Here is a 13,826-nt window from a genome sequence, read left to right as displayed (position 1 = left end):
GCTGTGCGTTTGCTGTGTGGGCTCACAGCTGGGTGGTGTCCGGCGTCTACTGGTAGGGATCAATGCCAGAGTCACCACCGCGGCGACGGAATAGGAGCCGATCGGCTCCTGTGAGCCCGGCTCCACAACCCAGGAGGAGAACACCTAGCAAGGCCATCGCTACGTTGTACTCGAAACCGTCATTGGCCAGATACGGGCCTGCAGACCACTTGAACAGCACGGTGATCAGGATGTGCTCGGTGGCCAGCAGCAATCCGAGCACGCGGGTGAACAATCCAATGGCGAGTAGTATCCCGCCGATTCCCTCGAAGGCGATGGTTCCCGAAGCCACCAGGCTGGCAGCCGGAACGTGGAACTCCTGAAGTCGCGCGACTTGGCCATTAATGCCCTCTATCTGCCAGCGATACCAGGCATGGCTGAACATCAGCGCCGCGATACCGAGCCGCACGAGCAGCAGCATGGTTTCCCGGAAGATGTTGTGGGCGGTGGTGCGTGCGGACATGGGTGGCCTCTTTCTTACCTGCAATTGATGTCAAGTTACCCCACAACCCGCTTCAGCGGCGACGAGTGATGTTGGTCGAGTGCTGCCTTCGCTCAGGGTGAGACCGGGGGAACGTCGCTCATCAGGGCCTCGGTGATCGCCGAGCGGTCCTCATCGGGATCCAAGCCGAGGACCGCCACCCACGCAGGGATGCATTGTTCGGCATGGTACTTGTGGCCGAAACCCGCCCGGACGTCGCGGCACACCGGCATATCGGATGTGATTTGCCAGAAGGTGATGAACGGCCACCAGCGCATCCGGCCCATCGGAGTGTTGGTGCCCGTCATGTCGGTGAGCCACTGCGGGCGACGCCACAGCAGACGCGGATTCCAAAACGTTACCGGGTCGGTTTCGTTGCGTAGGAAAACATAACGGGGAAACTCCCATGGCCCCAAGTGCCCGCCATGGGTGGGGACGACAAGTTGTTCCGGGGTCATCGCGAAACGGACGTGGCGCCCGCCGTCGACGACGGGGAAAATAGTGTCCGACCCTGGGTCGCGGGCCTCGATCAGGGCTTCCTGGAGAGGAGAGAAATCCGGGCACCCGGTCCACACCGCCCCGGCGGCCGAGGTTGGCAGATCCTCAATACCGTCAATAATTCCGGTGGAGCCGAAGGCCCCGAGCGACTCCCCGCCCAGGTAAATCAGGGGACGACGCTCGGCGGGAAGGGCTGCGATTCGTTCGGTGACGGCTTGATACAGCAGTCGAGAGGCACGCACGGGGTCTTGCTTGTCTGCGATCATTGTGACGGCCGAGGGCAGCCCGGAGTACTGCATAGCGACCGTTGCGCAGTCTCCGCGGGTGAGGTATTCGAAGGTGGAGGCCGACCATTCGTTGACATTGCCGCGACCGGTGGTGGTGACCAATAGGATCCGGGACCTCGACCAGGCATCGGTGCGGTCCATCTCGGCAAGTACCGCATCGACCACTTGCGGGATGGTACGACGATTCATTGAGGCATAGGCGCGGATGGGTTGCATGGCCTGGCCTCCGCATACCTCTTCGATGCGTTCCCGCGATGGTCCGGCGCAGGTGAAGCGCTTTCCTTGCAGGCCCAGCCGGTCCCACGATTCGTTGGAGGCCGGAGAGCCAGAGTGCAACTCGGTGGTGGGCTGGACGACATTGGGTGGGGTGCGCAGGTCGACCCTCGCCGATGCGGAGGTGACCACCAGCATCAGCCCGCGCATCAGAACCCGGTCGAAGACCAGTCCTGTGGTGGCCAGCACGGTGAGTGTGGAGATGATGCGAGCCAAGATCGCATTGGTCATCTTGGATGCGACGCGGATGTGCAGGTGGGAACTGGCCCACACCATGAAACGCCACTGAGCGGCAAGTAGGGAGAAGACCGCTGCCGCGGTGGCTGCAGACCCCACCGCCCACAGGGGGGAGTGGGCTGGATTCTCGACGTGGTCGGCGTTTGCTCGCTGCCAGCGGGTGGCCAGTGCGGGGATTGCGATGGTTGCGCCCAGCCCGGCCAGCGCTCCGGCGATCCTTCCCGTGGTGGTCATTGCCCGCAGTGAGATCGTGCGCGGCGGGAATTTGCGGGTGGCCAGGCTGATGGTGGAACGTACCAGCAACCCGGATTGGAATGCGGCCATTGCACCGAGCCCTGCGACCAGCCCCTGGAAATACCAGGGACGCGGCAGCAGTGAGGGAGTGTAGGCAGCGGCATAGCCGGCCAGGGCAGCCGCCCGATGCGGGGCGAGCAGGCCGGTCAGGGCGTCGGGACGAAGCACGTCCCAACTCTAGGGGGTGCTCGCAGGTAGCCTCATGAAGACCACCAAGCGGGCCGGGAATCGGACATTATCCCTGCCCGAGAAGAGATCTGGCCTATTCCCGGGAGCACCGGGGACCGAATGATTGCCCCCGGTCAGGCACCGTGTGAGTGTGGAGACCGACGAGCTACTCACTGTGGCCGGACACCATCTTGATGGCGCCCGGCCACAGTATCGTTCTCAGGATTGGGCGCGGGAGCGGATGAGGTGATCCCATGCCCCGAGGGCGGCTGCTGCTCCCGATCCTTGGGCGATGACGATCTGCTTGTAAGGTGTCGACGAGCAGTCGCCCGCGGCGAAGATGCCTTCCACCGAGGTGGCGCCGTGAGCATCGGTGGCGATCTCGCCGAGCTCGTTGATGGTCAGGACGTCGGCCACCCATTCGGTGTTGGGCAGCAATCCGATCTGGACGAAGATGCCCGATACCTCAAGGGATTTCGTGGTGTCGTCGGTGCGGTCCACATAGGTAAGCCCGGTCACCTGGGTACCGTCACCGAGCACCTCGGTGGTGCGGGCAGAGGTGATCACCGAGGTATTCGGCAGGGATGCGAGTTTGTCCATGAGTACGTCGTCGGCCCGGCAGGAATCGGCGAACTCCAGCACGATGACCTCCGATGCATGCACGGCGATGTCGATTGCCGCCTCAATGCCCGAATTGCCACCGCCGATGACCGCCACCTTCTTGCCCTTGAACAGCGGGGCATCGCAGTGGGGACAGAAGGTCACTCCCTTGTTGCGGTACTCCTGCTCACCGGGAACCCCCATCAGCCGCCAGCGTGCGCCGGTGGCGATGACGATCTCCTTGGCCTGCAGCCGGGCATCGTCGCCGAACTCGACGGTGTGCAGCTGTCCGGTTCCCGTTGCCGGGACCAGCCGGGTGGCCACCTGGGAGTTGATTACATCGATGTCGTAGGCGCGGACGTGTTCTTCCAATTGCCCGGCGTAGCGGGGACCTTCGGTGTAGGGCTGGGAGATGAAGTTCTCGATGGCCATGGTGTCCAGCACCTGCCCGCCGAACCGCTCACCGGCCAGACCGGTGCGAAGTCCCTTGCGGGCCAGGTAGATGGCGGCTGATACCCCGGCTGGACCCTGACCCACGACCAGGGCATCGTAGGGATCCTTCTCGTTGAGCCGGGCAGCTTCGCGGGCCACCGCACCGGTGTCGAGACGTTTGATGAAATCCTCGATAGTGGTGCGGCCCTGGCCCCATTCTTTGCCGTTGAGCCAAATGGTTGGAACCGCCAGCACGTTGTGTTCGGCAATCTCCTCACCGAACAGCGAGCCCTCGACCGCGGTGTGGCGGATACGCGGGTTGATCACCGACATGGTATTCAGCGCCTGGACAACGGTGGGGCAGTTCTGGCAGGTCAACGACATGTAGGTGATGAATTCGAAATCGCCGTCCAATTCTTCGACGGCCTTGATCACCTCTGGGGATTCTTTGATCGGATTTCCGCCTACCTGGAGCAGGGCCAGCACCAGGGAGGAGAACTCGTGACCCATCGGGATACCGGCGAAGCTGACACCGATGCTGGTGCCGACCCGGTTGATTGAGAAGGATGGGCGACGGGGATGAGCCTCGTCGTCGCGACGATGGGTGATCTTGGGGGAGAGAATGGCGATGTCGTCGAGCAGCAATTCGAGATCGGCCGAGGCATCACGTTCGTCGAGTGAGGAGACGATTTCCACGTCATGGATGATGCGCGGCATCAATGCTACTAGCTGGTTCTTCAGATTGTCGTCGAGCAGACGCTTGGGCATGGTGACCTCCGGAATTGTTGACGGGGCCTGTCGCCCCTGGGATGTGGGCCAAATAAGGTCCCGGCGAAAGTGCTCGCCGGGACCGGTATGCATGGTTCAGATCAGATCTTGCCAATCAAGTCGATGCCCGGGGTCAGGGTCTCGGCGCCCTCTTCCCACTTGGCGGGGCAGACCTCGCCGGGATGAGCGGCGATGTACTGGGCGGCCTTCACCTTGCGCAGCAGTTCGTCTGCGGAGCGCCCGATGCCCTCGGCGGTCAGTTCGACATACTGGATGACGCCCTGCGGGTCGACCAGGAAGGTGGCCCGGTCGGCCTGGCCCAGGCCGGGACGCATATTGTCGAAGTTATTGGTCAGCTGGCCGTTGGAATCGCCGACCATGAAGTACTGGACCTTGCCGACCTCGGCGGAATCGTCGTGCCAGGCCTTGTGCACGAAGTGAGAGTCCGTTGACACCGAGAAGACCTCGACGCCGAGGGCTTGGAGTTCTGCGTAGTGGTCGGCCAGGTCACCGAGCTCGGTGGGGCAGACGAAGGTGAAGTCACCGGGGTAGAAGAAGAAGATCGCCCACTTGCCGAGGACGTCCTTCTCGCTCAGCTCGACGAACTCTCCATTGCGGTAGGCGGTGGCCTGGAAGGGAAGGATCTCGGTGTTGATCAGGGACACGGCTGTTTCTCCTTGGATCGAATGACGCTGGCCGATCGGTCGTCGGCAGCGGTACAACGTGCCCTGCCCGCCAGCTATTCCGTCGAGGGCAGAATGGTTCTACTCGCTCAGCCCTGAGATGTGAACTCGAATCGGTTAGCGTACTGATCACGTCGGCCCACGTCAGGAGTTCCCATGTCCTATCGCATCATCGATTCGCCGATCGGGCCATTGACGCTTGTCGTAGACGGGAACGAGGTGATCGCCCTGCACACCGCGGCACAGGTGTGTCCCGTTAGCCCACAGCTGCTTGGGGAGCGCGATGACTCAGTTGCCCAGGATGCCGTCGACCAGTTGGCAGAGTATTTCGCTGGAACCAGGACCAGCTTCGATCTGCGGCTCTCCCCGAGGGGAACCGATTTTCAGCACAGAGTATGGCAGGCCATTGCCCGGGTAGCTTACGGGCATACCGCCAGCTACGCCGAGATCGCCCGCGTGCTCGGGATCGACGGGTCGGCCCGGGCCGTCGGTGCGGCCATTGGTCGCAATCCGCTGCTGATTATCGTGCCGTGCCATCGCATCATTGGCTCCGACGGGTCTCTCACCGGATATGCAGGTGGTCTCGACCGTAAGCGGTGGCTGCTCGCCCACGAGCGGCAGGAGAAGCCCTGAGCGGAAGGTGAGATGATGCGCTCCATCGCTTTCTTCCCCTCACCGTGAGCGCTGAGAAACCGAAGACGGGCTTCCGGTGGTCATGGTGGCGGGGAGTTCACACGACGCCGCCAAGGAAGTGGTCGATCACACCGTTGATTTCGTGTTCTAAATCGGGTGCTCCCACGCGCTAGGGGAGAAGTCGCTGGGGATCCCGGCTTCATTCTTCGCAGATGTGCGGTTCGTCATCAGTCGGCTGATCGGTGGTTCGTTGCCGCAATGTCCTGTGCCGGATCCATGACGGTTGAACCACCTGATGGCTGCGGGCCAATACCACCATGGTGGCGATGCCGAGCAGTGTAGCGAGGGTAATGGTGATCCAACTCGCCTCAATGCCGAAAACGCCTCCGGTCATCCAGGTGGGTCCGGTCACGGTCGAATCCAACCAGCCATGTCCCCGGGAGGAGGTGCCGGAGACTACCAACCCGAATACCGGGCCGAGCATCATATTCCAGGCGAAGTGGAGACCCATCACCGTCCACAGGCTCCGGGTGAGGGCATACAGTGCGCCTAGCAGCAGTCCGGCTTCCATGGCGATGCCGATCGCTCCCGTCCAGGTGCCGAGTGGATTGCCTGTATGGATCAGCCCAAAGCTGATTGCGCTGCCGATGATCGCGCCCCACGTCCCGACCCATTCCTCGAGAAGACGGAAGAGCACTCCGCGGAAGGTGATCTCCTCGACGATTGCTGCCGTGAATCCCAGCGTCATGAGATCGCCCCACATCCAGTAATCGTGGTTGATGCCTGTGACGTGGTAACCGTGTGACACGGCGAGCACCGCCACGGCTGCGGAGATTGTCGCAGCTCCCAGGATCAGACCGACACCGAGCCCTTGTGCCATGCGTCGGGGGGTCAGTTCGACCAGTCGGCGTTGCTCCCAGATCACAGCTAGGGCAGCATAGGCGCCCACCGCGGCAAGGATCACCGGGAGTTGGGCGAAGGCTGTGGCGATGTCGTAGAAGCGTGGGTGACTGGAGAACAGCCCGCCGACAACCATCCCGACGACGGGTGCGATGGCGATGGTCAGGGCAAGGAAGAGGACAGCGAAGACGATCCCACGCACCACGGGGTTGAGTCGGATCTGGTCGTGGGGCGGCCATAGCCGGACCGGGTGGTCGACGGCAAGCAGGTCTTCTGGACGAATCCGCGGAAAGAACGTTCCGCGCTGAGGTGCGACGGCGGTGTGAGCCATGCAGCAAACCTAGCGGTGCAGCCGCTGCGTCTGTCGGCGTACCGTGGTGTGGTGCCCGGATTTCTTCAGGCACCACACCACAGACACGGGTCAGGGCATCTCGGTTCCGTAGATTTCCTTATAGACCTGCCGCGCGGTATCGGTGTTCTCGGCCTCCGCTTTCAGATAATCGGTGATTGTCGAATCGAGCAGGTCGGCTAGGTCTGAGGTTGCCGTGGCCCCCTTACCCAAAGCATCTGCCGAGATTCTATCGCACAGTGAATTGAGTGCCGTCGACTGGTCGGCCGAGAACTGGGGAAGCCGGGCGAACATGGTCGGAATCTCTACTACTGAATCCGAACTGGTCTTCAACGTTGACAGATCGGCCGACACCTGCCGCCAGAATTTTGAATGATCATGGAAATATTGTGTGTTAAATCGTAATTCACTTGCGGCCGGGGTTTCTGAGCTCTCGCTCACGCTCATTTTTGCCGGTTTGGGCCAACCATTGTCGCCCTGACTTTCTCCCATTTCTGTGATCTGACGATCAAGTTTCTCGATTGCCAACAACTGGGCAATCGTGTTGTTCAGCATGGTCGCCATGTTTGTACTTTTTTCGGTTTCGTCGGAACGAGTCTTGTTGATCGTCGAGACTCCCGCATCAATAAGATCCATGATCTGGCTGAAACTAATCTGTTTTGGGATACACTTGGTGATGAGGTTGCTGTAAAATTCATCCTGGCTATTGGTTAGCTTGGCGAAATCTGCCAGTGATGTTGTCAGTGATTCCAAAAATTTTGCACAATTGTCCATCAGGTCTGACATCACCGAGGATGTTGTTCCTGCCGCGTTGTCCTGCGAGCTTACTGAGGCGGCGTAAGCGCCGGATGCTCCCGGACTCAGCCATCCATCCATGTTCCCTGTTGTGGGGATGTACACAACATTTGAAGGAATGACTTGGGCGATCTTCTTACTGAATTCATTGGATATTTTCAGCCAATCCGTGATAAGTTTACCGACTTTCTCTGGCGTTTCGGCGATGGAATTGGTATCCAGCTTGAAATTTTCATCATTTGTTTTTGCTGTACCAAACATTGCGTCGGCTTTTTTCTGGGCTTCCTCGCGCTTGGGGTGAGGGACCTCGGTCACCGAGGTGATCGGTGTAACCAAGCGTTCCCACCAGCGAGGTTTTGAGTCGCGGTACTCCGTGAAGGGTGTTCCTGGTATGCCTGGTCCGTTGTTGATGACGCCTTCTACCTTATACTGGGTCAGGGCCCCAATGGCCGAAGTCATCTGTTGGAGAGAGGGCTCAGCACGATCGGCCAGATCCTTGAACGCCTTTTTCATATCAGTACATGCGGTGTTGATCTTATTGACTGTTTGCTCGACGGTCATCGCTCATCATTTCCCTGCTTGAATTGCCTGCATGTTGGCCTTGTGAGCCTGAATCTTGTCCCATTCGGGATCTTTTACTGGTTTGGGGATCAACGGATGCCTTGAAAGTACGTCAGTCAGCGTCTCCGAGAAGCGTTGTGCGGTGGTGTTCTGCGCCCACTCGGGGTCGAAGCCCATTGACTCGAATTTTCCGTACACCCAAGCGGCGCCCACGTGTCGTTGGGAGTCGCTCTCCTCCACATCGGCTTCGGGGTGGGGAGGTAACTCACCCGCAAGTGCTTTCTTGAATCGTTTGTCCAGCAACTCTTGGTAGGCGTTGAACTCGGCCCAGAACTGGGTGAAACGTTCCAAGGTCATGGGCTCTTGGCTTGCGGGGGGTTCCTCTTCAGATGGTATCTGCTCGGGGGTCGGTGCGTTCGCTGCTTCGTGCAGTAGTGAGTTCAGTTGCTTGGTGAGAGCGAGGGCATCATAGTGCGTGGCCCAGTGCGGGTAAACCGTAACTGACGTGACCCAGTTCGCTTCCACGTCGATTTTGACCACCTCGTGGGGGTCCTCGTAAAGAGTCATTGCCTTTCCTTCATGGTTGTGTTTTTGGATCAGATGTGGGAAGGTTTAGTTGTTGATTCAGTTTCGGCTCAAAGCGTTGACGTTGTTATGGTTCGATGGTCGTGATGGTGGAAGCGCTTCTGTGGGCATCTTGCATCACTACGAGGACGGTATTCTCCCCATCGGCAGAGAAGGTCACTGAGGTTTCTTCGCCGAGGGAGAATCCCTCTTGAGAAGCCAGCACCTGGGTCCATGACCAGGCTTTGTTGGCGTCAAAGGTGTTCAGGTCCAGCGTTCGTGCGGTTCTTGATGTCTGGGGCAGGCACTGGGAAGTCACGTCGGGATCGCTCAAGGTGCGGGTGATGAGGGGCGCGCAATGCTCATCCTCGTTATTTGAGGCCGGGGTTGCGGTCACCGAGTCGGCTCGGTAGGTGAGGCTCAGGATCCCGGTGCTTGATGAGGTGGTGATCATCTGTTCCCACACGGTGCGGAAGGCTCTTGGCTCCCATGGGGCTGTGATTGGGGTCAGCGGGGATTTTTCTAGGAACACATCGCGGCTGTCGCCGCAGGTTCGGATGGTCTTCGTCGCGGTTGATGAAACGGCTTCGGCGGTTATTGCCCATTCCTGGCCCCTGCAGTTGTCCGAGGTCTCGGAGAGTAGTGAGAGGTATGACTCGGAGTCGAAATCTTCGATGGGGCGGGTGATCAGATTGATATCGATCTGATCTGTCGTCGGGGACTCCGGCTTCGTTGAGGGGGCGTAGCGCAGCCGGGTGATTGGCGGGCGTCCTGAGTTGTCGGTGATGAGCAGAGTCATTGATGACGCAGTGGTTTCCACCCGACCCACTCGCGCGTCGCGACCCTCCAGGGCAGAGCGCAGCAGCATCGGTGCCTCGTTCGCCATCTTTGGCGAGGTACCCGAGCAGGCAACGATGAGAAAAGACGTAACGAGGGGTACGACCACCACTTTCCTCATGGGAGGAAGCGTAGGTGGGCTTGGGGCCAAGGAAGCGGGCAGTGCTCGGCGGAACCCCGCCGGGCTACCCCGGAATAACCCGGAGATGCTCGGCGTTGAGTCAGGTGGACTCAAGTTCGGGATTGAGTGCGCTAGACTCAACTGCGTCAGGTCTTGAACCTGAGTCTCTAGGACTCAAGAAGCAATCGCCTCGTGCGACAGGAGGAAACAAACATGGCTCGTGCAGTGGGCATCGACCTCGGCACCACCAACTCGGTGATCGCGGTTCTCGAAGGTGGCGAACCCACCGTCATCCCCAACGCTGAAGGAGCTCGCACCACCCCATCGGTGGTCGCGTTCACCAAGAACGGGGAGATTCTCGTCGGTGAGGTGGCCAAGCGTCAGGCCGTCACCAACCCGGACCGCACCATCCGCTCGGTCAAGCGCCACATGGGCACCAGCTGGACCACCGAGATTGACGGCAAGACCTACCGTCCCCAGCAGATCAGCGCATCGGTGCTGCAGAAGCTGAAGCGTGACGCCGAGGCCTACCTTGGTGAGCCCGTCACCAACGCCGTCATCACCGTCCCAGCCTATTTCGGCGACGCCGAGCGTCAGGCCACCAAGGAGGCCGGTGAGGTCGCTGGCTTGACTGTTGACCGGATCATCAATGAGCCGACGGCAGCCGCCTTGGCATACGGCCTCGACAAGGCCGACCAGGAGCAGACTGTGCTCGTCTTTGACCTCGGTGGCGGCACCTTCGACGTCTCCTTGCTGGATATCTCCGAGGGAGTCTTCGAGGTCAAGGCCACCAAGGGTGATGCTCGATTGGGTGGTGATGACTGGGATCAGCGCATCATCGACTGGCTAGTCGAGCAGTTCAAGAACAAGACCGGTGTTGACCTGTCCAAGGACAAGATGGCTGGTCAGCGCCTCAAGGAAGCCGCTGAGCGGGCCAAGATTGAGCTCTCCTCGCGGATGGAGACCGAGATCAACCTGCCCTACATCACCGCAGGGGCCGAGGGGCCGATGCACATGGAGGAGAAGCTCACCCGCGGTGAATTCCAGCGCATCACCCAGGATCTACTGGATCGCTGCAAGCAGCCGTTCAACGCGGTGCTGTCCGATGCCAAGGTCTCGGTCGGCGACATCAACCAGATCATCCTGGTTGGTGGCTCGACCCGCATGCCTGCGGTGCAGGATCTGGTCAAGGAACTGGCCGGTGGCAAGGAGCCGAATAAGTCGGTGAATCCTGACGAGGTCGTCGCCCTGGGCGCATCCCTGCAGGCCGGTGTACTGAAGGGCGAGGTCAAGGACGTGCTGTTGCTCGACGTCACCCCGTTGAGCCTCGGCATTGAGACCAAGGGTGGTGTGATGACGCGCATCATTGAGCGCAATACCACCATCCCGACCAAGCGTTCGGAGATCTTCACCACAGCCGAAGACTCCCAGCCCTCGGTGATGATCCAGGTCTATCAAGGTGAGCGCCAGTTCGCCCGTGACAACAAGTCGCTGGGTAATTTCGAGCTGACCGGCCTGATGCCTGCTCCACGCGGGGTGCCGCAGATCGAGGTCACCTTCGACATCGACGCCAACGGCATCGTGCACGTCTACGCCAAGGACATGGCCACCGGCAAGGAACAGTCCATGACCGTCACCGGCGGTTCTGCCCTGGGTAAGGACGAGATCGACCGCATGATGGCCGAGGCTGAGGCGAATGAGGAGGCTGACCGTAAGCGTCGCGAATCCGTCGAGATGCGCAACGAGGCCGACAACCTGGCCTTCCGCACCGAGAAGCTGGTCACCGAGAACGCTGACAAGATTCCCGACGACGTCAAGACGCAGGTAACCGAATCCCTCGAAGCGTTGAAGGAGGCCCTGAAGGGAACCGACAACGATGACGCAGTGAAGGCCGCCATGGACGACCTGAACACCAAAGCGATGGCGATGGGTCAGGCCGTCACCCAGGCCGCCCAGGCTGAGCAGGCCGCTGCCTCCCAGGCCCCGGCCGACTCCCATTCGGCCGATGATGACATCGTCGACGGTGAAATCGTCGACGAGGACAAGTGAAGGGCTGATCCACGATGACTGAACCTGAGGGCAACGAGGACTTCCTCGAGACCCCGGGCTCCGCCGCAGAGGATGCCGCTACTGCGGCTCCGCAAGCCCCGGCCGATGAGGCCGGGGCTGCGCCGGAGGAGGAACTGCTTGATCCGCTCACCGAGATGGAGAAGCTGGTCACCGAGCGCACCGAGGACCTCCAGCGGCTGCAGGCCGAGTACGCCAACTACAAGAAGCGGGTTGATCGCGATCGATCGCTGGCCCGGCAGAGCGGCATCGACATGGTGATGCGCGAACTCATGCCGGTCTTCGACTCCATCGTCGAGGCACGCAAGCATGATGAGCTGACCGGTGGTTTCAAGTTGACTGCCGACGAGTTAACCAGGGTGCTGGCCCGTTTCGGCTTCGAATCCTTCGGTGAGGTGGGCGACAACTTCGATCCCCGGCTGCACGAGGCCTTGATGCAAGTACCCTCCCCCCAGGCCGAGGAGATGTCTATTCACGAGGTCATGCAGGTGGGCTACCGGATCGGTGACCAGGTGTTGCGCCCGGCACGGGTCGTCGTCGCAGTACCGGCCACCGAACCGGTCGATGACGAAGCGGCCGAGTGATCTCCTGGTGCCAGGGGAAAGGGAAAGGAGGTTCGCACGATGAGTGCCAAGGACTGGCTTGAGAAGGACTACTACAAGATTCTGGGCGTCTCCAAGGACGCGAAGCCAGAGCAGATCAAGAAAGCGTTCCGTAAGGTCGCACGTGAGAACCACCCCGACCAGCACCCCGGGGACAAGAAGGCGGAGCAACGCTTCAAGGAGGCCTCCGAGGCCAACGATGTGCTGTCCGATCCGCAGAAGCGCCGCGAATACGATGAGCAGCGCTCGCTGTTCAGCGGCGGGTTCCGCTTCCCGCGTGGCGGTGGTTCTGGGGCCTCGGATGTATTCAGTGGCATGGGCGGGGGCGATCTGTCCGATCTGCTGGGCAATTTCTTCGGTGGTGGCGGATCTGGGCGGCGTTCCGGACGTGGACAACGCGCGGGTGCAGATATCGAGGGTGAGGTGTCGATCAGCTTTCAGCAGGCGATGGACGGCACCACCGTCGGGGTGCACACCATCAGTGAAGAGGCCTGCCCGACCTGCCATGGAACCGGTGCCAAGACCGGAACCGCGCCGCGGGTGTGCCCGGCTTGCCAGGGATCGGGAACCGAACAGACTACCGCCGGGGGAGTCTTCCAGGTCTCCCAGCCCTGCCATGAGTGTGGTGGGCGCGGGCTGGTGATCGACGACCCCTGCACCACCTGCCACGGATCGGGCCGGGCCGCGAGCAGCCGTACCATCCAGGTGCGGATTCCTGCCGGAGTTGCCGATGGGCAACGAATCCGGATCAAGGGAAAGGGTTCTCCCGGTAGCAATGGTGGGCCTGACGGTGACCTCTATGTGCTGGTGCGAGTGCGTCCCGACAAGGTATTTGGTCGCAGTGGCGACGATCTCACCGTCCAAGTGCCGGTGAGCTTTGCCGAAGCGGCCCTGGGGGCGGAGATTGATGTCCCGACCATGGGTGGCGGCAGCGTGAAGCTACGGATACCGGCGGGTACCCCCAATGGGCGCACCTTCCGGGTGCGGGGCCGGGGGGTGACCAAGGGATCGAAGACCGGTGACCTGCTGGTGAGTGTCGAGGTCCAAGTGCCGTCGACGATGAGCCCGGCCGCAGCCGAGGCTCTACGTGCCTATGCCGACACTATCGCCGAACCCAATCCCCGAGCCGAGATGCTGGGACGCAAGCGATGAGCGAGCAGCTGCCACAGTTGATGGATCCGGACGCCGCGGTGTTCACCATCTCGGTGGCGGCAACGCTTGCCGAGATGCACCCCCAGACTCTGCGTACCTACGACAGGCAGGGTCTGGTGGTGCCTCGTCGCACCAAGGGCGGTGGACGTCGCTACTCTCCGCGCGATGTGCAGCGCCTCAGGCTGGTGCAGCACCTGTCCCAGAACGAGGGCATCAACCTGGTTGGCATCCGCCGCATCCTTGCCCTGCAGAATGAGCTTGACGCGGCGCAGCGCAGATTAGAACAGCTGGCTGGAATCGTGACCCGGATGAGCGAGGAGCAGGAGGCCCGGCGCGTTTTCCTGGCGGGCCCCGACGGTGAGGTTGGGTACAGCCGTCATCGCCGTATGCCCCGGCCGCGGGCTATCGAAATGTGATGCTGGCGGGTCAGCTGCCGGTTGTGCCGCACATGCGGCGCCGCTGCGGGGCCGGGACAAATGGGGGAG

General features: G+C 61.2%; 13 protein-coding genes. 5 read left to right on the top strand and 8 right to left on the bottom strand.

All coding sequences use genetic code 11. The features are described from left to right. Positions 1-46: 46 nt before the first annotated feature. The 4 genes from HMPREF1531_RS12690 to ahpC form a co-directional block, all read right to left on the bottom strand. Positions 47-502, bottom strand: coding sequence for a DoxX family protein (locus HMPREF1531_RS12690; protein ID WP_016668228.1), 456 nt, complete (start codon positions 500-502; stop codon positions 47-49). 92 nt (positions 503-594) lie between these two features. Next, entirely contained in the window at positions 595-2,277 is a 1,683-nt protein-coding gene (locus HMPREF1531_RS12685) for an alpha/beta hydrolase (protein ID WP_016668227.1), read from the bottom strand. A 219-nt stretch (positions 2,278-2,496) separates the two neighbouring features. Then, positions 2,497-4,065, bottom strand: coding sequence for an alkyl hydroperoxide reductase subunit F (gene ahpF / locus HMPREF1531_RS02030; RefSeq protein WP_198011056.1), 1,569 nt, complete (start codon positions 4,063-4,065; stop codon positions 2,497-2,499). A 113-nt stretch (positions 4,066-4,178) separates the two neighbouring features. Beyond that, on the bottom strand, positions 4,179-4,742 hold the full coding sequence (gene ahpC / locus HMPREF1531_RS02025; RefSeq protein ID WP_016668225.1) for an alkyl hydroperoxide reductase subunit C: 564 nt from the start codon (positions 4,740-4,742) through the stop codon (positions 4,179-4,181). A 174-nt stretch (positions 4,743-4,916) separates the two neighbouring features. On the opposite strand from ahpC, the gene HMPREF1531_RS02020 reads away from it, so the two are divergent. Continuing rightward, positions 4,917-5,393, top strand: a complete 477-nt coding sequence (locus tag HMPREF1531_RS02020; protein WP_016668224.1) for a methylated-DNA--[protein]-cysteine S-methyltransferase — start codon at positions 4,917-4,919, stop codon at positions 5,391-5,393. 199 nt (positions 5,394-5,592) lie between these two features. Here HMPREF1531_RS02020 and HMPREF1531_RS02015 read toward each other — a convergent pair whose 3' ends face one another. The 4 genes from HMPREF1531_RS02015 to HMPREF1531_RS02000 form a co-directional block, all read right to left on the bottom strand. Then, on the bottom strand, positions 5,593-6,624 hold the full coding sequence (locus tag HMPREF1531_RS02015; RefSeq protein ID WP_016668223.1) for a CPBP family intramembrane glutamic endopeptidase: 1,032 nt from the start codon (positions 6,622-6,624) through the stop codon (positions 5,593-5,595). Positions 6,625-6,714: 90 nt separating this feature from the next. Beyond that, a complete protein-coding gene (locus HMPREF1531_RS02010; protein WP_016668222.1) occupies positions 6,715-7,998 on the bottom strand; it encodes a hypothetical protein in 1,284 nt (427 codons plus the stop codon). A gap of 6 nt (positions 7,999-8,004) precedes the next feature. Further along, on the bottom strand, positions 8,005-8,565 hold the full coding sequence (locus tag HMPREF1531_RS02005; RefSeq protein ID WP_016668221.1) for a hypothetical protein: 561 nt from the start codon (positions 8,563-8,565) through the stop codon (positions 8,005-8,007). Between the two features lie 85 nt (positions 8,566-8,650). Then, positions 8,651-9,520 (bottom strand): hypothetical protein, encoded by an 870-nt coding sequence (locus tag HMPREF1531_RS02000; RefSeq protein ID WP_156860135.1) that lies wholly within the window; start codon positions 9,518-9,520, stop codon positions 8,651-8,653. 213 nt (positions 9,521-9,733) lie between these two features. Here HMPREF1531_RS02000 and dnaK point away from each other — a divergent pair, with 213 nt between their 5' ends. Genes dnaK through HMPREF1531_RS01980 form a run of 4 tightly spaced genes read left to right on the top strand, consistent with a single transcriptional unit; the run spans position 9,734 to position 13,757 of the window. After that, complete coding sequence (gene dnaK, locus HMPREF1531_RS01995) at positions 9,734-11,569, top strand: molecular chaperone DnaK (protein ID WP_016668219.1); 1,836 nt, start codon at positions 9,734-9,736, stop codon at positions 11,567-11,569. A gap of 14 nt (positions 11,570-11,583) precedes the next feature. Continuing rightward, positions 11,584-12,171 (top strand): nucleotide exchange factor GrpE, encoded by a 588-nt coding sequence (locus HMPREF1531_RS01990; protein ID WP_016668218.1) that lies wholly within the window; start codon positions 11,584-11,586, stop codon positions 12,169-12,171. Positions 12,172-12,210: 39 nt separating this feature from the next. Continuing rightward, a complete protein-coding gene (gene dnaJ / locus HMPREF1531_RS01985) occupies positions 12,211-13,341 on the top strand; it encodes a molecular chaperone DnaJ (RefSeq protein ID WP_016668217.1) in 1,131 nt (376 codons plus the stop codon). Then, positions 13,338-13,757, top strand: coding sequence for a heat shock protein transcriptional repressor HspR (locus HMPREF1531_RS01980; protein ID WP_016668216.1), 420 nt, complete (start codon positions 13,338-13,340; stop codon positions 13,755-13,757). Before dnaJ ends, HMPREF1531_RS01980 begins: the two co-directional genes overlap by 4 nt. Positions 13,758-13,826: the final 69 nt, after the last annotated feature.

The organism is Propionibacterium sp. oral taxon 192 str. F0372, assembly GCF_000413315.1.
Classification (GTDB): Bacteria; Actinomycetota; Actinomycetes; order Propionibacteriales; family Propionibacteriaceae; genus Brooklawnia.
Note: the sequence above shows the minus strand (reverse complement) of the source record. Positions and strands in the feature narration are given on the sequence as shown.

What these genes read in the sequence shown, in the direction of transcription:
- HMPREF1531_RS12690 (WP_016668228.1), bottom strand. Translation starts at nt 502, where the DNA reads ATGTCCGCACGCACCACCGCCCACAACATCTTCCGGGAAACCATGCTG.
- HMPREF1531_RS02020 (WP_016668224.1), top strand. Translation starts at nt 4,917, where the DNA reads ATGTCCTATCGCATCATCGATTCGCCGATCGGGCCATTGACGCTTGTC.
- HMPREF1531_RS02015 (WP_016668223.1), bottom strand. Translation starts at nt 6,624, where the DNA reads ATGGCTCACACCGCCGTCGCACCTCAGCGCGGAACGTTCTTTCCGCGG.
- HMPREF1531_RS02010 (WP_016668222.1), bottom strand. Translation starts at nt 7,998, where the DNA reads ATGACCGTCGAGCAAACAGTCAATAAGATCAACACCGCATGTACTGAT.
- HMPREF1531_RS02005 (WP_016668221.1), bottom strand. Translation starts at nt 8,565, where the DNA reads ATGACTCTTTACGAGGACCCCCACGAGGTGGTCAAAATCGACGTGGAA.
- HMPREF1531_RS02000 (WP_156860135.1), bottom strand. Translation starts at nt 9,520, where the DNA reads ATGAGGAAAGTGGTGGTCGTACCCCTCGTTACGTCTTTTCTCATCGTT.
- dnaK (WP_016668219.1), top strand. Translation starts at nt 9,734, where the DNA reads ATGGCTCGTGCAGTGGGCATCGACCTCGGCACCACCAACTCGGTGATC.
- HMPREF1531_RS01990 (WP_016668218.1), top strand. Translation starts at nt 11,584, where the DNA reads ATGACTGAACCTGAGGGCAACGAGGACTTCCTCGAGACCCCGGGCTCC.
- dnaJ (WP_016668217.1), top strand. Translation starts at nt 12,211, where the DNA reads ATGAGTGCCAAGGACTGGCTTGAGAAGGACTACTACAAGATTCTGGGC.
- HMPREF1531_RS01980 (WP_016668216.1), top strand. Translation starts at nt 13,338, where the DNA reads ATGAGCGAGCAGCTGCCACAGTTGATGGATCCGGACGCCGCGGTGTTC.